Source organism: Pseudomonas sp. SF2 (assembly GCF_036858055.1).
In the GTDB taxonomy this organism is placed as follows: Bacteria; Pseudomonadota; Gammaproteobacteria; order Pseudomonadales; family Pseudomonadaceae; genus Aquipseudomonas.
The window spans coordinates 54,497-72,219 of record NZ_JAMBDI010000005.1; the positions used below are offsets into that span (position 1 = coordinate 54,497).

Sequence of the window (17,723 nt, forward strand, 5' to 3'; positions counted from 1 at the left end):
CATGAGTGAACAGAACCTGATCGAAGTGCGCGACCTGTCGGTGGAGTTCGTCACCGGTGACCAGGCCCACCGCGTGGTGGACGGCATCAGCTTCGATATCCGCAAGGGTGAGACGCTGGCACTGGTGGGCGAGAGTGGCTCGGGCAAATCGGTCACCGCGCACTCGCTCCTGCGCCTGCTGCCCTACCCCCTGGCCCGCCACCCCAGCGGCAGCATCCGCTACGAAGGCAAGGACCTGCTGCAGCAGAACGAGAAGACCATGCAGCGCATTCGCGGCAACCGCATTGCGATGATCTTCCAGGAACCGATGACCTCGCTGAACCCGTTGCACTGCATCGAGAAGCAGATCAACGAAATCCTCCTGCTGCACAAAGGTCTGACCGGCAAGGAAGCAACCGCGCGCACCCTTGAACTGCTGGAGATGGTCGGCATTCCCGAGCCACGCAAGCGCCTGAAGGCCCTGCCCCACGAACTGTCCGGCGGGCAGCGCCAGCGGGTGATGATCGCCATGGCCCTGGCCAACGAGCCGGAGCTGCTGATTGCGGATGAGCCGACCACGGCGCTGGATGTGACCGTGCAGTTGAAGATTCTCGACCTGCTCAAGGAACTGCAGGCGCGTTTGGGCATGGCCCTGCTGCTGATCAGCCATGACCTGAACCTGGTGCGGCGCATCGCCCACCGCGTGTGCGTGATGCAGCGCGGGCAGATTGTCGAGCAGGCCGAATGCGCCAGGCTGTTCAGTGCACCGCAACACCATTACACGCAGATGCTGATCAATGCCGAGCCCAGCGGGCTGCCGGCGCACAACCCGGTGGGCGCGCCCTTGCTGGAGGTGGATGACCTCAAGGTGTGGTTCCCGATCAAGAAGGGCTTGCTGCGGCGCACGGTCGACCATGTGAAGGCGGTGGACGGGGTCAACTTCAGCTTGCCACAGGGGCAGACGCTGGGGATTGTCGGCGAGTCCGGGTCGGGCAAGTCGACTTTGGGTCTGGCGATCTTGCGGCTGATCTCCAGCCAGGGCGGCATTCGCTTCCATGGGCAGAACCTGGAAGGGCTGAACCAGAAGGCCGTGCGCCCGTTGCGCCGGGAAATGCAGGTGGTGTTTCAGGACCCGTTTGGCAGCCTGAGCCCACGCATGTGCGTGGAGGACATCGTCGGTGAAGGGTTGCGCATTCACCGCATCGGCACGGCGCAGGAACAGGAAGCTGCGATTATTGCGGCCCTGGAGGAAGTGGGGCTGGACCCGCGCACGCGGCATCGCTACCCACATGAGTTTTCCGGTGGGCAGCGCCAACGCATTGCGATTGCCCGGGCGTTGGTGTTGAAGCCGGCGCTGATCCTGCTGGACGAGCCTACGTCAGCGCTGGACCGCACGGTGCAACGGCAGGTGGTGGAGCTGCTGCGCAATCTGCAGCAGAAATACAACCTGACCTACCTGTTCATCAGCCATGACCTGGCGGTGGTCAAGGCGTTGAGCCACCAGTTGATGGTGATCAAGCACGGGCATGTGGTGGAACAAGGGGATGCGCAGGCGATCTTCCATGCACCGCAGCATCCGTATACCCGGCAGTTGCTGGAGGCGGCGTTTCTGGAGGTGGATGCGGCCAGTTAGCTTTTGTGCGGCAAGCCAGCTCCCACAAGGTCACCACAGACTTCAAGACCTGCACAGCGCCTGTGGGAGCGGGCGTGCCCGCGAAGAGGCCCGCGAGCAATCTTCGGATCTGATGGATGAGCCGAGCTGGGCATGATGCGCTGAGAATGGCCGCTTACACGCTCGAAGTACCGCGCCAAAGGCCTATATGCATGTAGACCTTTGGCGCAAGCATGGAAGACAGATATGAACATCTCACCTTCACTTCGCAACACACCCATCGGCCCGATGCTAAAACACTGGCGCGTGCTGAACCGGGTCAAACAGCTGCATGCCGCGCAGATGTTCGGGGTGTGCCAGTCGACCATTTCTCGCTGGGAGTCGGGCGTGCAGGACGCCGAGCCCGAGCAGCGAGCGCGTATCGAAGCCTTGCTCAAAGCCAGGCTCAGCAGTGCCGCGGACCACGCACTGGCGCGCCTTGTGTCGGGCAGTTCGCAACCTGTGCACCTGGTGTGCGACCTCACCCACCGCCTGCTGGCCTGCTCATCTTCCCGCGAGGCTGAGTTCAGTGTGCCCGTCAGTGACTTGCTGGGTGTCTCGCTGTGGCCATTCGCAACAGAGGAAATCGCCAGCCAGGAACAGCGCTTGGCAGGCATCGGCTGGCGCGACAACCTGGCCTCCCCGGCGCTGGAGTTCTCCACCGGCACAAATGACTCGGCAGTGGTGCCCATCCAGCACAGCCTGTGCCGGTGGACCCGATTCACACTGTCGGATGGGTCGACTGCCAGGCTGGTCGAAACCCTGGCGCATATTTAATGCGTGGACGCCGGCAAACGGCGAGCCGATGATTTACCTCTGCAACAGCAAGAGGTCACCCGTCGTGCCGAATCACAACCTTCATGGAAAACTCGAATTCCTGCGCCAAGCCGAAAAGCTCAAGAGCGTGACACGCAGTGCCCACACGTCGACAGGCCGGCGGGAAAGCACGGCCGAGCACAGTTGGCGGCTGGCGTTGCTGGCGCTGGTGTTCGAGGAAGAACTGGGTGATGTCGATATCTGCAAGGTGCTCAAGCTGTGCCTGGTTCATGACCTTGGGGAAGCGTTGAGTGGCGATGTTCCTGCGCCTGAAGCGCAGGCAACGCCAAACAAGAGCATGAGTGAACGACAGGACCTCATCTCCATGACCTCGATGCTCGAACCCTCGATGCAGGACAACATCGTTGCCCTGTTCGACGAGTATGAAGCGGCGGACTCGCCAGAAGCCAAAGTGGTCAAGGCACTGGACAAGATCGAAACCATCCTGCAGCACACCCAAGGCGATAACCCGCCTGGCTTCGACTACGCGTTCAACCTGGAATATGGCCGCCGCTATACCGATGCCTTACCGTTTCTGGCCTCCTTGAGGCGCACACTCGATGAAGAAACACGCAAACGCATGGCCCGCTAGCGCGGTCTTTGTGGGAGCGGCCTTGTGTCGCGAAAGGCCCCTCCCACAGGGATAGCGGGCGTTCGTGAGACCGGTGCCAACTGGGCAATAGCCCACAGCACTTCCAGCACCAGGACACCCCAGATCAGCGCTGAGGCGCCATTGACCAACGCATACACCTGCCACGCCGAAAACAGCACCCTCCCCGCCGCATCGTAACGACCAAACCGATACTCAGGGTGGCGAATCCGCAACCACGCCCACACGCACACAATCGACCCCATCAGGTTGGCCATCATGACGTGCATCGCTCCAAACAGCGGAATTTCACCCGCCAGCCCAAACGTGTCATGCAGCCCACTCAACCACCCATGCAACAGGGCAAAACTCCAGGGTGTCGCAAAGCCGATGGTAACCACCAGATCATAAATACCACTGGCCCGCACCAGCTTGCGATACTGCGTGTCACTCCACATGTCCACTGCCCTCTCAATCAACGAAGGCTGCAGCCTAAAGCCTGGAGTACGCTCCAAGGTCAAGCCCGAGGAAGAGCATCAACGCAAGTATCGGATTTTCTATAACTCAGCCTTGTTATCAGTTTTTTTGACAACAATCGTCTTCCATCATCAGCCGGATCGGGCATAAATTCTCAACCGTCAACTCCCAGCACCAACGGTAGAGCCCATGTCCAGCCCACAGAACCAGCCCGCCTCCCCTGCCTTGGCCACTCTGATCCAGCGCTCCGGCCTGCCCAGCCCAACGCTGAGCGAAGCGCAGGCACACACCGTGCTGCAGGCCCACTACGGCCTTGCCGGTAACCTTTCGGTACTGGGCAGCCAGCAAGACCTGAACTTCCGTGTGAGCACACCGCAGGGTGGCTATGTGCTGAAGGCCTGCCACGGCAGCTATGCCCAGCTGGAACTGGAAGCGCAACACGCCGCCCTGGCCTTCCTGCGCGATCAAGGTTTGCCGGTACCTGCCGTGCGCGCAGCGCACAACGGCACGGGATTGCTGGACCTGGACATTGACGCGCAACCACTGCGCCTGCGCCTGCTCGATTACATCGAAGGCCAACCGTTGACCCGCCTCAAGCACATGGAGCCACGCCTGATGGCTGAACTGGGCGGGCTCTGTGCGAAGCTGGACAAGGCGCTTGCCGATTTCGATCACCCAGGCCTGGCGCGCACCCTGCAATGGGACCCGCAGCATGCCCAGGCACTGATCGATCACCTGCTGCCGGTGCTGCAGGACAGCGGGCAGCGCGCCCGCATCGAACACGCCACCCGCCAGGCCTGCGAGCGTCTGATGCCGCTGGTTGATCAACTGCCAAGCCAGGCCGTGCATCTGGACATCACCGACGACAACACCGTGTGGGCCCGTGATGCCCAGCGCCAGTGGCAACTGCAAGGGGTGATCGATTTCGGTGACCTGCTGCGCACCTGGCGCATCGCCGACCTGTCGGTGACCTGCGCTGCGCTGCTGCACCACGCCGAGGGTGACCCACTGCGCATCCTGCCTGCAGTGCAGGCCTACCAGGCGCTCAACCCACTGAGCGAAGCCGAACTGCGGGCGCTGTGGCCACTGGTGCTCAACCGCGCCGCCGTACTGGTGCTGAGCAGCGAGCAGCAGCTCGCCGTCGACCCCGGCAACCAGTACACCCGCGACAACATCGCCCATGAATGGGAAATCTTCGACACGGCCACCGCCGTACCTTTCGCGTTGATGGAAGCGGCCATCCTGCAAGCTGCGGGCCTGCACCCCGCCACGCCGGACCTGAGCGGCTGCGCCCCCCTGCTCCCTGAACTGAAAGGGCAGCCAGTGACACGGGTCGACCTGGGCGTACTCAGCGTGCATTGCGAGGCGGGCAACTGGGAACAACCGGGCTTCGACCAGCACCTGCTGACCACGCAACCGGCCCCGGCCTGCAGCCTGCATGGGCAGTATCGCCTGTCGCAAACCCATATCGACCGCCCTGAAGAGCCCGCCACCTGCGCCCTGGGCGTCGAGCTGCACGTGCCCAACGGCAGCCTGGTGCAAGCGCCAGATACCGGCACCTGGCAGCGCCATGGCGACGGCCGTGGCTGCCTGCGCAGCGCGCACTGGGCCTTGTGGCTACAGGGCCTGGAAGACGCGCCGGCAGATGGCCAGACCGTGGAAAAAGGCCAGTCGCTGGGCAGCAGTTGTGGCTTCCTCAGTGTGCAGCTGTGCCTGGATAACGGCATCCAGCCGCCGTTCTTCGCCACCCCGTCCCAGGCGACCGCCTGGCTGGCCCTGTGCCCGTCGCCAGATGCGCTGCTGGGCTTCGACTGCAACGCCGAGCCGCTCCCTGACCCGCAGGCCCTGCTGGCCCGCCGCGACGCCAGCTTCGCTCGCTCACAGAAGCACTACTACGCCCAACCACCACACATCGAACGCGGCTGGCGCAACTACCTGATCGACATGCAGGGCCGCTCGTACCTGGACATGCTCAACAACGTCGCGGTACTGGGCCACGGCCACCCGCGCATGGTCGCCGAGTCGGCGCGGCAATGGTCGCTGCTGAACACCAACTCGCGCTTCCATTACGCGGCCATCAGCGAGTTCTCCGAACGCCTGCTGGCGTTGGCGCCCGAAGGTTTCGACCGGGTGTTCATGGTCAACAGCGGTACCGAAGCCAACGACCTGGCGATTCGCCTGGCCTGGGCCTACAGCGGCGGGCGCGACCTGCTCAGCGTGCTGGAGGCCTACCACGGCTGGTCGGTGGCCACCGATGCCATTTCCACTTCCATCGCCGACAACCCGCAGGCCCTGGAAACCCGCCCGGACTGGGTGCACCCGGTCGAGGCGCCGAACACCTTCCGCGGCCGCTTCCGTGGCGCCGACAGCGCCACCGACTACCTGCGCGACGTCGACACCAAGCTGGCCGACCTTGACGCCCGTGGCCGCCAGTTGGCGGGCATCATCTGCGAGCCGGTGTACGGCAATGCCGGTGGTATTTCGTTGCCGGCCGGTTACCTGCGCGAAGCCTATGCCAAAGTCCGTGCGCGGGGCGGCGTGTGCATCGCCGACGAGGTACAGGTCGGTTATGGCCGCCTGGGCGAGTACTTCTGGGGCTTCGAGGAACAGGGTGTGGTGCCCGACATCATCACCATGGCCAAGGGCATGGGCAACGGCCAACCGCTGGGCGTAGTCATCACCCGCCGCGAGATCGCCGAAGCACTGGAAGCCGAGGGCTACTTCTTCTCCTCGGCCGGTGGCAGCCCGGTCAGTTGCCGCATCGGCATGGCGGTGCTGGATGTAATGCAGGAAGAAGGCCTGTGGGACAACGCCCGCGACACCGGGCGCTATTTCAAGGCACGCCTGCAGGCACTGGTCGACAAGCACCCGCTGGCCGGCGCGGCGCATGGTTCGGGCTTTTACCTGGGGCTGGAAATGGTGCGCGACCGCACAACCCTGGAGCCGGCCACCGAGGAAACCATGGCCCTGTGCAACCGCCTGCGTGACCTGGGCATCTTCATGCAGCCGACCGGTGACTACCTGAACATCCTCAAGATCAAGCCTCCGATGTGCACCAGCCGGGCGAGCGTGGACTACTTTGTCGACAGCATCGACCGGGTGCTCTCCGAGGGCCTGTAAGGAATTGCGCAGCTGGCCGAGGAGTGTTCATACTTTTCGGCCACAACGCTTCCTCGTCATCAGGTTTTCTGACAATGGCCTTTACCAGCGACTCCCTGGCAATCTTCCTCGCGGTGCTGGAGGCAGGCTCGTTCTCCGCTGCCGCCCGCAAGCTGGGCCGTGTACCTTCGGCCGTGAGCATGGCCATCGCCCAACTGGAAGCGGAGCTGGACCTACCGCTGTTCGACCGGGCCACGCGCAAAGCCTTGCCCACCAGTGCCGCCCTGGCGCTGGAGCCCCAGGCCAGGCAGGTGATCTGCCAGCTCAACCTGCTCGACGCCCAGGCCCTGCAACTGCACAAGGGCCTGGAAAAGCGCCTGACCATCGCCATGGCCCCCGAGCTGCAGACAGGCCCCTGGAGCCAGCCACTGGAAACCCTCGCCCAGGAATTTCCCAGCCTGGAAATCGAGGTGCGCTCGGCCACCCAGGCCGAAGCCATCCGCCTGCTGCATGACGGCAGTGTGCAATTGGCGCTGGTCTTCGAACGGCCCGGTATCGACGAGCGCGAGTCGTTCCTGGAGGCCGGCAGCCAGTTGCTGGTGGCCGTTGCCTCGCCCCGCCATCCGGCCGGTCAGAACAGCGGCACGCCGTTGCCGGAAGAGGCGTTCGCCGAACAGCGGCAAATCATCGTGGCTTCGGGCAAGGCCACCGGGTCGGACCCGCGCATGGTGCTGTCGCGGCGCATCTGGCTGACCGACAGCTACCTGGCTACGCTGGACCTGGTGCAATCGGGGCTCGGTTGGGCCTACCTGCCGCAGCCGTTGGTCGAGCCTTTGATTGCTTCGGGCGCGCTGGCGGAGGTGCGCTTCGACAACATGGCCAGCCGGTTGCGCTTGTGGGTCGACATCATCTGGGTCAAGCCGCGCCCGCTGGGGCTGGGTGCACGGCGTTACCTGGAAGTCATGCGCCAGCTGTTCGAGAAGGAACCACCGAGGGCCTGATGCCCCCTCGCGGGAGTAACTGTACTGCTCAGGCTTCCTGGGTTTGCACCCTCCCTGTGGGAGCGGGTTCNNAGCCGGTGCCATGCACCGTGTCACATTCTTCGCGGGTAAACCCGCTCCCACAAGGTGGGCGTGAACCCGGACTATGCAGCAGGTGCCACCAGCCTGTACCCCACCCCTGCCTCGGTGATGATGAACCGCGGCGCCGTCGGGTCATCGCCCAGCTTCTGTCGCAGGTGCCCGACCACGATCCGCAGGTAATGGGTGTCATCCACATGGGTAGGCCCCCAGATATCCTTGAGCAGCTGCTGCTGGGTAATCACCCGCCCCGGGTGCCCGGCCAGCTGCGCCAGCAGCGCATACTCCTTGCGCGTCAACGCCACTTCCACGCCATCCAGGGTCACCCGGCGAAAGGCAAAGTCCACGGTCAGCGGCCCAAAACTGGCCGCCACTTCCGAGCCACCCGCCTGCGGCACCTGGCGCAGCAAGGCACGCACCCGCGCCAGAAACTCCTGAATGCCAAACGGCTTGGTTACATAGTCGTTGGCACCGCCATCCAGCGCATCGACCTTCTGCAGCTCACTGGCACGCACCGACAACACCATTACCGGCACCGCGCTCCATTCGCGCAGGTCACGCAACACCTGCTGGCCGTCCATATCCGGCAGGCCAAGGTCGAGCACCACCAGGTCCGGCTTGCCCAAAGCGGCCTGGGCCAGCCCTTGCGCACCTGTGGCGGCCTCGAGCACCTTGTAGCCTTGGGAGGCCAAGCTGATGCGCAGGAACTTGCGGATCTGCGGTTCATCGTCGATGACCAGGAGGGTGGCGGACTGACTCATGGGGTTTCGCTTTCGGCTTCAGGTTGAGGGGGCAGCGGCAAGCATAAAGTGATGCTGGTGCCCTGGCCATCGATGCCTTCGCCCACCAGGATCTGCCCGCCATGGGCGCCGATCATGCCCTGGCAGATCGCCAGGCCCAGGCCGGTGCCCTGCCCACCGCGGTCGCCGCGGGCGGCGGTGTAGAACATGTCGAAGATCTTCTCGCGGTCGGCCACGGGAATGCCGGGGCCCTGGTCGCTGACGGCGAAGCGCAACTGGGCGTCCTGCACCGACACCTGCAACTCCAGCCGGCCATTGTCTGGCGAGAAACGCGCGGCATTTTCCAGCACGTTGACCAGTGCCTGCTCGATCAACGCCGCATGCACGAACAGCAACGGCAGCTCGGCCGGCACGTCGGTGTGCACGCGCAGCGGTGCCAGCACCACGCGCAGGCGGTTGAGCGCGCTGCCGACGATGTCGGCCGGGGCCACCCAGTCGCGGGCCAGCTTGAGGCCGCCGTGGCCCAGGCGGGTCATGTCGAGCAGGTTCTGGATGTAGCGGTCGAGGCGTTCGGCCTCGTTGCGGGTGCCCTCCAACAGTTCGCGACGGTCTGCAGCGGGAATCGCCTCGCCCAACGCCAACAGGCTGTCGATGCTGCCACGCATGGCGGTCAGCGGGGTACGCAAGTCGTGGGAAACGGACGCGAGCAAGGCGCTGCGCAGTTGCTCGGTTTCGCCATGCAGGCGCGCGGCCTCCAGCTGTTCAGCCAGCCGGGCGCGGGCCAGGGCCTGGGCCAGTGGCTGACCGAGGGCGGTGAGCAGGCGCCGGCGCGGGTCGCTGAGCGGCTGGCCGGAGCGTGGGCGCACACCGAGCAATGCCAGAGGCTGTTCATCCACCGCCAGCGGCCACCACCACCAGCGGCCATTGGGCAGGGTGTCGCTGCCATGCCCGGCGGCCTGGACATGCTGCCAGGCCCACTCTGCGGCCGCGCGCTCATTATCGCTAAAGGCATGGGCTTCGCCGCTGACCACCTGCAACTGGCCTTCGACATTGCGCTCCAGCAGGCACACCTGCATGTCCTGCCAGCCGTCCAGATGCTGGCCGGCGGCGTTGAACACCGCCTGGCGGTCGGTGGCCACGGTCAGCCGGCGCGAAAGGTCGAGCAGCTGGCTGGTCTGCGCCTGGGTCTCGCGCAGTGCCTGCAACTGGCGGCGCTGGCGGGCGGCCAGGTTGCCGGTGAGCGCGGCCATCAACAGGAAGAACACCAGGGTCAGCACGTCTTCTTCGCGCTGGATCCTGAACGAAAGGTTGGGTGGGATGAACAGAAAATCGTAGGTCAGGAACGACAGCACCGCACAGGCCAGCGCAGGCCCCAGGCTGCTGCGCACCGCCACCAGCAACACCGCGGCCAGGAACACCAGCGAGATGTTGGGCAAGGCCAGCACACTCGACACCGCCCAGGCCAGGCCCGCGGCCATGACCGTGGCCAGCAGCGCCAGCAGGTAATGGCGCCAGACCCACACCCGCCGCACGGCCGAACGTGGCGCTTGCGGCTGCACGTCGCGGTCCAGCACGTTGATTTCCAGGCCGTGGCTTTCGCGCAGCAGCCGCGTGGCCACACCGGCACCGAACAGGCGCCGGCGCAGGCGGTCGCGAGACTGCCCGACCAGCACCAGACTGGCCCGCCGCTCGGCGGCGTGCTGGATCAGCGTGCGTACCACTTCGCCGGCGCGCAGCAGCACCACCTCCCCGCCCAGGCGTTCGGCCAGTTGCTGGGCAGCTTGCAGGCGCTGGCGCGCAGCTTCGTCGCGCAGGCGGCCGTTGTCCACATGCACCAGGCTCCAAGGCAGGTGGCGGCGCTGGGCCACACGGCTGGCATGACGCACCAGGCGCTCTGCCTGGTCGTCGCCATCCACGCCCACCAGCAAGCGCCCTCGCAGGGCCGGGGCTTCCTGGCCGCGTTGGCGATAGCCGTGGGCCAGGTCGGCATCCACCTGGGCCGCAGCGGTCTGCATGGCCAGCTCGCGCAGGGCGGTAAGGTTGGTTTGCGAGAAGAACGCATCGATGGCGGCCCGCGCCTGCTCGGGCACGTACACCTTGCCTTCGCGCAGGCGTTCGAGCAGTTCACGGGGTGGCAGGTCGATCAGCACCAGCTCGAAGGCTTCCTGCAGCACCCAGTCCGGCAGGGTTTCGCGCACCTGCACGCCGGTAATGTCGCGGACCTTGTCGTTGAGGCTTTCCAGGTGCTGGACGTTGACCGTGGTGTACACATCGATGCCGGCGGCGAGCAGTTCCTGTACGTCTTGCCAGCGTTTGGCGTGGCGGCTGCCAGGGGCATTGGTGTGGGCCAGTTCGTCGACCAGCACCAAGGCCGGGGCGGCCTTGAGCAGGCCGTCGAGGTCCATTTCTTCGAGGGTGACGCCGCGGTACTGGCTGCGCAGCAGGGGCTGCTGGTGAAGGCCGCCAAGCAGGGCTTCGGTTTCGGCGCGGCCATGGGTTTCCACCACCCCGGCCAGCACCTGCACACCCTGGCGTTGCTGGGCGTGGGCGGCCTGGAGCATGGCGAAGGTCTTGCCGACGCCGGGGGCGGCGCCAAGGAATACCTTCAACCGGCCCCGGCCGGATCGCGGGAGGGTAGCCAACAGCGCATCTGCGCGGGCGGAGTCACTCATCTTTCATCCTTTGCCATTTCCAGCAAGCAGCAAATCCAGGGACCATCACCGTACCTGTGGGAGCGGGTTCACCCGCGAATGCAGTAGTAGCGCCACCGACGCATTCGCGGGTAAACCCGCTCCCACAGGGTCCCTGCCAGCCCCTCAAGCCATCTATCAATGGCTGAGGTTTTCCAAGGCCTGGTTCAAGGCCAGCACATTGACCACCGGCGGGCCGATCAATGGGTGGAGGGTGGCCTCTTCCAGCAAGCCTTGCAAGCGCTCCGCCGGCAATTGCCGTGCCGCCGCCACCCGAGGGATCTGGTAGGCCACGGCCTCCGGCGGCAGGTGCGGGTCGAGGCCGCTGCCCGAGGTGGTCAGCAGCGCCTGGGGCACCGGCCCCTGCTGCGCCTGGTACAACGCAGCCGCATCGCCCTTGACCCGCTCGGCCAGCGCCGGGTTGCTCGGCGACAGGTTGCTGGCGCTGCTGGCCACGGTGGCGTAGGCGCCCGCCGACGGGCGCGGGTGGAACCAGCCATCACCCTGGAAGTCCTGGGCGATCAGCGCCGAACCGCGCACCTGGCCCTGGTCGTCGCGCACCAGGCTGCCGTTGGCCTGGCTCGGGAAAGCGACCTGGGCAATGCCGGTCACTGCCAGCGGATACAGCGCGCCAGTCACCAGGGTCATCAACAAGGCCAGGCTCAGCGCCGGGCGTACATAAGCATTCATGGTGGCCTCCTCAGACCAGGTGCAGGGCATTGAGCAGCAGATCGATCAGCTTGATCCCGGCAAACGGCACGACAATGCCGCCCAGCCCGTAGATCAACAGGTTGCGCCGCAGCAGGTGCGCCGCGCTGGCCGCCTGCACCCGCACACCGCGCAGCGCCAGCGGGATCAGCACGATGATGATCAGCGCGTTGAACACGATGGCCGACAAAATCGCACTCTGCGGGCTGGCCAGGTGCATCAGGTTGAGCACGCCCAACTGCGGGTAGATGGCAGCGAACAGCGCCGGCAGGATGGCGAAGTACTTGGCCACATCGTTGGCGATGGAGAAGGTGGTCAGCGCGCCGCGAGTCACCAGCAACTCCTTGCCGACCTGCACCACGTCCAGCAGCTTGGTCGGGTCGCTGTCCAGGTCGACCATGTTGGCCGCCTCGCGCGCGGCCTGGGTGCCGTCGTTCATGGCCATGCCCACGTCAGCCTGGGCCAGTGCCGGGGCGTCGTTGGCACCGTCGCCGCACATGGCCACCAGGCGGCCGTCGTTCTGCTCATGGCGGATGCGTGCCAGCTTCTTCTCTGGCGTGGCCTCGGCCAGCACGTCATCCACGCCGGCCTCGGCGGCGATGGCGGCGGCGGTCAGCGGGTTGTCGCCGGTCACCATCACCGTGCGGATGCCCAGTTTGCGCAGCTCGGCAAAGCGCTCGCGGATGCCGGGCTTGACCACGTCCTTGAGGTGGATCACGCCGAGCAGGCGCTTGTCGAGGCACACCAGCAATGGTGTACCGCCGCTCTGGGCGATGCGCTCCACTTCACGGGCCAGTGCCTGAGGCATTTCCAGGCGTTGCATGCCGACAAACGCCAACACGGCATCCACGGCGCCCTTGCGGTAGCGGTGCTGCTGCAAGTCGATGCCCGACAGGCGCGTCTCGGCGCTGAAGGCCACGGCCTCGAACTGCCCGGTGGACGGTTCGACGAAGTCGTGCAACTGACGCAGGTACTCGACGATCGACTTGCCCTCGGCGGTGTCGTCCGCCAGCGAGGCCAGCAAGGCGCCCTCCCCCAGCTCGCGGGGGGTGATGCCCGGTGCGGCGTGCAGCGCGCTGCAACGGCGGTTGCCGAAGGTGATGGTGCCGGTCTTGTCGAGCATCAGTGTATGCACGTCACCGGCCGCTTCCACCGCGCGGCCCGAGCGGGCGATAACGTTCAACCGCACCAGCCGGTCCATGCCGGCGATACCGATGGCCGACAGCAGGCCGCCGATGGTGGTGGGGATCAGCGTCACCAGCAGCGCAGCGAGAAAGATCAGCGGCAAGCTGCCACCCACGAAGTGGGCGAACGGCTGCAAGGTCACCACCACGATCAGGAAGATCAGGGTCAGGCCAATCAGCAGGATGTCGAGGGCGATCTCGTTCGGGGTCTTCTGCCGCTTGGCGCCTTCGACCAGGGCAATCATGCGGTCGAGGGTCGATTCGCCCGGGTTGCTGGTGATGCGGATCAACAGCCAGTCGGAGACCAGCCGGGTATTGCCGGTCACCGCCGAGCGGTCGCCGCCGGATTCGCGGATCACCGGCGCGGACTCGCCGGTAATGGCGGCCTCGTTGACCGCAGCGATGCCTTCAAGCACCTCACCGTCACCGGGGATCATTTCGCCGGCCACCACGCGCACCACATCGTCCTTGCGCAGCGCGCTGGCGGCGACGGTCTCGTAGCTGCCATCGCGCTTGCGACGCTGGGCAGTCAGGCCCTGGCTGCCAGCCTTGAGGCTGTCGGCGCGGGCCTTGCCACGGCCTTCGGCCAGGGCCTCGGCGAAGTTGGCGAACAGCACGGTGAACCACAGCCACAGGGCGATCTGCACGGCCACGCCGGTGCTCACACCGCTGTCAGGGGCAAAGCACAGGACAGTGGTCAGCACAGCAGTCAGGGCGACTACCAGCATCACCGGCGAGCGCTTGAGTTGCCGCGGGTCGAGCTTGACGAAGGCCTGTACCAGCGCCGGGCGCCACAACGCGGCGAAGCGGGTCTGGTCCTTGGCACTGTGCCGGGCTTGTACTTCAGGAATGGGCATGTTCATGGTCGGTCCTCAAAAACCCAGACTCAAGTGTTCGGCGATCGGCCCAAGGGCCAGGGTTGGCAGGAAAGTCAGGCCACCGACCAGCAGGATGGTGACCAGCAGCAGGCCGGTGAACAGCGGGCCATGGGTGGGGAAGCTGTTCAGGCCCTGGGGCGCGCTTTTCTTCGCCGCCAGGCTGCCGGCCAAGGCCAGCACCGGCAGGATGTAGCCGAAGCGGCCGACCAGCATGGCCAGGCCGATCATCAGGTTGTGGAACACCGTGTTGGCACCAAAGCCGGCGAAGGCCGAGCCGTTGTTGGCCGTACCGGAGGTGTAGGCGTACAGCAGCTGGCTGAAGCCATGCGCACCCGGGTTGCTGACCGCACCCGCCGGGCCTGGCAGGCTGGCGGCGATGGCGCCGAGCACCAACACGCCGACCGGCATCACCAGCAGGGTCGCCACCAGCAACTGCACCTCGCGTGCCTGCAGTTTCTTGCCGAGGTATTCCGGGGTGCGGCCGATCATCAGCCCTGCCAGGAACACTGCGATGAGCACGAACAGCAGCATGCCGTACAGCCCGGCGCCAACGCCGCCAAAGATCACCTCACCGACCATCATGTTGACCATTGCCACCATGCCGGTCAGCGGGTTGAGGCTGTCGTGCATGGCATTGACCGAGCCGTTGGAAGCGGAAGTGGTAGTCACCGTCCACAGCACCGAACCGGTGGTGCCGAAGCGGCTTTCCTTGCCCTCCATGGGGGCGCTTTGCTGTACCTGCGCGCTCTCGAGGGCCGGGTTGGGCTGGTGCTCGGACCACAACGCCGTGCTGCCGCCGATCAGGAACAGGGCAAGCATGCAGGCGAGGATGGCGCGGCTCTGGCGCAGGTCCTTCACGTAGTGGCCAAAGGTGAACACCAGCGCCACCGGAATGAGGATGATCGAAGCCACCTCGAACAGGTTGCTCCAGGCCGTGGGGTTTTCGAACGGGTGCGCCGAGTTGACGCCGAAGAAGCCACCGCCATTGGTGCCCAGTTGCTTGATGGCGATCTGGCTGGCGGCCGGGCCCAGCGGGATGGTCTGTTCGGTGCCTTGCAGAGTGACCGCATGGGCGTAGTCGGCCAGGGTTTGCGGCACACCTTGCCACACCAGCAACAATGCCAGCAGCAGGCACAGCGGCAGCAGGCCGTAGAGGGTGGCGCGGGTCATGTCGACCCAGAAGTTGCCCAGTGTCGTCGCGCTGCGCCGGGCAATGCCACGGCACAGCGCGACCAGCACGGCCAGGCCGGTGGCAGCGCTGACGAAGTTCTGCACGGTCAGGCCGAGCATCTGGCTCAGGTAGCTGACCGACGCCTCACCGCTGTAGGCCTGCCAGTTGGTGTTGGTGACGAAGCTGACCGCGGTGTTGAACGCCAGCGACCATTCCTGGCCGGGCAGATGCTGCGGGTTGAATGGCAGGTAGCCCTGTAACAGCAGCACCGTGAACAGCAGCAGGAACCCGGCCAGGTTGAAGGCCAGCAGGGCCAGGGTGTACTGCTGCCAGTTCTGTTCCTGGCCGGCGCGCACGCCTGCCAGCCGGTAGCAGGCCTGCTCGACCGGGCCCAGCACGGGCGACAGCCAGGTGCGCTGGCCTTCCATGACCTTGAAGTAGAACCGCCCGAGCCAGGGTGCCGGTAGCAGCACGATGGCGAAAAATGCCAGGAGCAAGGCGAAGTCGTAACTGTGCATGGCCGCTCCCTAGCTGCGATCGGCGCGCAGCAGCGCCACCAGCAGATAAAACGCCAATGCCACTGCCAGCAGCAGTGACAGCCCGTCGAGCATGTTCATGTGTGGTTCTCCCCGTGGTGCGGCTTGGGCCGCTTTGGGGAAATTGTCCGAGGGAGGGGCGTAAAGGGGCGAGATCGGGGGGTGGGGATGGGAATAAAGAAGGTGTAAAGATCAGGCTTTTCGGTTGTCGGTACCGGCCTCTTCGCGGCGGTTCGACGCGAAGAGGCCAGTACAGGTTACCGCTGGGGCGGCTGCTGCGCCGCGTTGCGGCTCCAGTCCAACAGCAGGCTGTAACCGACAGCCAGCAAGGTCGGCCCGATGAACAGGCCAATGAAGCCAAAGGCAATCAGACCGCCGAACACGCCCAGCAGCACGATCACCAACGGCAGGTTGCCGCCACGGCTGATCAGGTACGGTTTGAGCACGTTGTCCACGCCACTGATGATGAAGGTGCCCCAAACCCCCAGGAACACCGCCATGCCGTACTCGCCCTTCCATACCAGCCAGCCGGTGGCCGGGATCCAGGCCAGTGGCGGGCCCATGGGGATCAGGCTGAGCATGAAGGTGACCAGGCCCAGCACGATGGCCCCGGGCACACCGGCGATCAGGAAGCCGATCAACGCCAGCACGCCCTGCGCGGCGGCCGTACCGATCACCCCGTTGACCACTCGCTGCACCGTACCGGCCACCAGTTCCAGGTAGTACTCGGCGCGGTCGCCCATCAAGCGGTGCAGCAAGCGCAGGACGAATGCCGACAGGCGTGGGCCGTCGCGGTAGAAGAAGAACACGAACACCAGGCTCAGGGTCAGCTCCAGCACGCCGCTGCCGATCTGCGCGCTGCGCGCCAGCAACCAGTTGCCCACCTGCCCCAGGTGCGGTTTGACCGAGGCCAGCAAGGCTGCGCCCTGCTGGTCCAGCGATTGCCACCAGCTGACCAGGCGCTCGCCAACCAACGGGATACCACCCAGCCAGGCCGGTGCATCGGGCAGGCCGTCCACCTGCACGTCACGCACGAATGCCGTCGCATCGCGAATGTGATCGGCCAGGTTGAACCCCAACCACACCAGCGGCAACGCCACGATCAGGATCCAGGCGCTGGTCAGCAGGCTTGCCGCCAGGGTTTCGCGACCGCCCAGCACACGCGTCAGCAAGCGCATCAAGGGCCAGCTGGCAAAGGCCAGGATGGCCCCCCACAACAGCGCTGAAATGAACGGTGCCATTACCCACAGGCCGGCCCCCAGCAGCGCCAGCAGCAGAATCTGGACCAGCAAGCGGTCATTGTTAGCCATGGTGGTGCTCGTTCAACGGATCAGTTCAAGGTGCAGGCCGTCGGTAGGCGCGCTACCGACTTCCAGGCGGCCACTGCGTACCCCCGCCTTGACCAGCGCTTCGCGCCAGGCTTCGGCCTGGGCGCCACTGAGGCTGGCACGCAGGGTGCTGTCGAGGTTCAGGCTGCGGGCCAGCAGGTTCGCCCAGGTGTCTTGCGGCGCGGCCAGGTCAGGGTAGTCGAGCTTGCCGGTATCGCGCATTTCCCGCAGCACCGTGGCGGCGGTCGGCAGCAGTTCGCCCAGCGGGCTGCCGGCGACGAACTCTTCCACGTGCAGGTAGGCGCGGCGGTTGCCGCGGGTGACGCTGTACAGCGCGACCAGGGTGTCGGCCTGCTCCGCCGAGCGGCGCAGCAGGATGAACGCCTGCTGCTCGTCGCCGCCGTTGAGGCGGGCATTGCCGAACACATCATTGGCCCACAGGCTGGCCTCGCCGCAATCGCGGCCCTGGCACCAGAACAGCGGGTAGCCGCCGTCGCGCTGCAGTGCTTCGCGAGCGCTGGTGAAGGCTTCGCGGGCGGTACGTTCCACCGGCAGTTCATAGGTGACCGAGCTGACCTGGCCGCGGCTTTCGACCTTGTCCTCGACCCGCAGGCGGCCGCTGATCTTGCGCAGCGGGCCCATGGGGTAGACACGCTCCTGCTCCACGGCCGGGCGCTGGTCGACCACCTTGGCGTCCACCGGTACCGGCAGGCTACCGGCCCACAGCGCGGGGCTGGCGAACACCAGACAGGCAGCGAAGGCATTACGGATGGCTACAGGCGCGCTCATTGGCGACCC

14 protein-coding genes are annotated in these 17,723 nt (G+C 65.7%); 5 read left to right on the forward strand and 9 right to left on the reverse strand.

Going from position 1 to position 17,723, the window contains the following annotated elements:
- The first annotated feature begins 1 nt into the window (after nucleotide 1).
- The 3 genes from M2S36_RS02870 to M2S36_RS02880 all read left to right on the forward strand — a co-directional run bounded on the left by M2S36_RS02870 (nucleotide 2) and on the right by M2S36_RS02880 (nucleotide 3,038).
- A complete protein-coding gene (locus M2S36_RS02870; RefSeq protein ID WP_063912690.1) occupies nucleotides 2–1,612 on the forward strand; it encodes an ABC transporter ATP-binding protein in 1,611 nt (536 codons plus the stop codon).
- Nucleotides 1,613–1,837: 225 nt separating this feature from the next.
- Entirely contained in the window at nucleotides 1,838–2,407 is a 570-nt protein-coding gene (locus M2S36_RS02875; RefSeq protein ID WP_063912691.1) for a helix-turn-helix domain-containing protein, read from the forward strand.
- Between the two features lie 64 nt (nucleotides 2,408–2,471).
- Nucleotides 2,472–3,038: an HD domain-containing protein gene (locus M2S36_RS02880; protein ID WP_233686950.1), complete on the forward strand. Its 567-nt coding sequence runs from the start codon at nucleotides 2,472–2,474 to the stop codon at nucleotides 3,036–3,038.
- Here the strand turns inward: M2S36_RS02880 and M2S36_RS02885 are convergent.
- The gene (locus M2S36_RS02885) at nucleotides 3,035–3,493 is read right to left on the reverse strand and encodes a hypothetical protein (protein ID WP_207831272.1); all 459 of its coding nucleotides are present in this window, start codon (nucleotides 3,491–3,493) and stop codon (nucleotides 3,035–3,037) included. The two genes, M2S36_RS02880 and M2S36_RS02885, sit on opposite strands and share 4 nt — an antisense overlap.
- Before the next feature lie 208 nt (nucleotides 3,494–3,701).
- On the opposite strand from M2S36_RS02885, the gene M2S36_RS02890 reads away from it, so the two are divergent.
- Nucleotides 3,702–6,632, forward strand: coding sequence for an aminotransferase (locus tag M2S36_RS02890; protein ID WP_333956670.1), 2,931 nt, complete (start codon nucleotides 3,702–3,704; stop codon nucleotides 6,630–6,632).
- A gap of 74 nt (nucleotides 6,633–6,706) precedes the next feature.
- Nucleotides 6,707–7,612, forward strand: a complete 906-nt coding sequence (locus tag M2S36_RS02895; RefSeq protein ID WP_333956671.1) for a LysR family transcriptional regulator — start codon at nucleotides 6,707–6,709, stop codon at nucleotides 7,610–7,612.
- Between the two features lie 143 nt (nucleotides 7,613–7,755).
- On the opposite strand, the gene M2S36_RS02900 is transcribed toward M2S36_RS02895, so the two are convergent.
- The 8 genes from M2S36_RS02900 to M2S36_RS02935 all read right to left on the reverse strand — a co-directional run bounded on the left by M2S36_RS02900 (nucleotide 7,756) and on the right by M2S36_RS02935 (nucleotide 17,714).
- Nucleotides 7,756–8,451, reverse strand: coding sequence for a response regulator (locus tag M2S36_RS02900; protein WP_207830990.1), 696 nt, complete (start codon nucleotides 8,449–8,451; stop codon nucleotides 7,756–7,758).
- Nucleotides 8,448–11,102, reverse strand: coding sequence for a sensor histidine kinase (locus M2S36_RS02905; protein ID WP_207830988.1), 2,655 nt, complete (start codon nucleotides 11,100–11,102; stop codon nucleotides 8,448–8,450). Before M2S36_RS02905 ends, M2S36_RS02900 begins: the two co-directional genes overlap by 4 nt.
- A 156-nt stretch (nucleotides 11,103–11,258) precedes the next feature.
- A complete protein-coding gene (gene kdpC, locus M2S36_RS02910; protein WP_233686953.1) occupies nucleotides 11,259–11,810 on the reverse strand; it encodes a potassium-transporting ATPase subunit KdpC in 552 nt (183 codons plus the stop codon).
- A 10-nt stretch (nucleotides 11,811–11,820) separates the two neighbouring features.
- Entirely contained in the window at nucleotides 11,821–13,875 is a 2,055-nt protein-coding gene (gene kdpB, locus M2S36_RS02915; RefSeq protein ID WP_333956672.1) for a potassium-transporting ATPase subunit KdpB, read from the reverse strand.
- A gap of 9 nt (nucleotides 13,876–13,884) precedes the next feature.
- Complete coding sequence (kdpA, locus tag M2S36_RS02920; protein ID WP_207830981.1) at nucleotides 13,885–15,579, reverse strand: potassium-transporting ATPase subunit KdpA; 1,695 nt, start codon at nucleotides 15,577–15,579, stop codon at nucleotides 13,885–13,887.
- Between the two features lie 9 nt (nucleotides 15,580–15,588).
- Nucleotides 15,589–15,678 carry a K(+)-transporting ATPase subunit F gene (gene kdpF / locus M2S36_RS02925; RefSeq protein WP_003251485.1) on the reverse strand — a complete coding sequence of 30 codons (90 nt, stop codon included), beginning with the start codon at nucleotides 15,676–15,678 and terminating at the stop codon, nucleotides 15,589–15,591.
- Between the two features lie 176 nt (nucleotides 15,679–15,854).
- Nucleotides 15,855–16,907 carry an AI-2E family transporter gene (locus tag M2S36_RS02930; RefSeq protein ID WP_207830128.1) on the reverse strand — a complete coding sequence of 351 codons (1,053 nt, stop codon included), beginning with the start codon at nucleotides 16,905–16,907 and terminating at the stop codon, nucleotides 15,855–15,857.
- A gap of 12 nt (nucleotides 16,908–16,919) precedes the next feature.
- Nucleotides 16,920–17,714: a DUF4892 domain-containing protein gene (locus M2S36_RS02935; protein ID WP_207830125.1), complete on the reverse strand. Its 795-nt coding sequence runs from the start codon at nucleotides 17,712–17,714 to the stop codon at nucleotides 16,920–16,922.
- Between the last annotated feature and the right edge of the window lie 9 nt (nucleotides 17,715–17,723).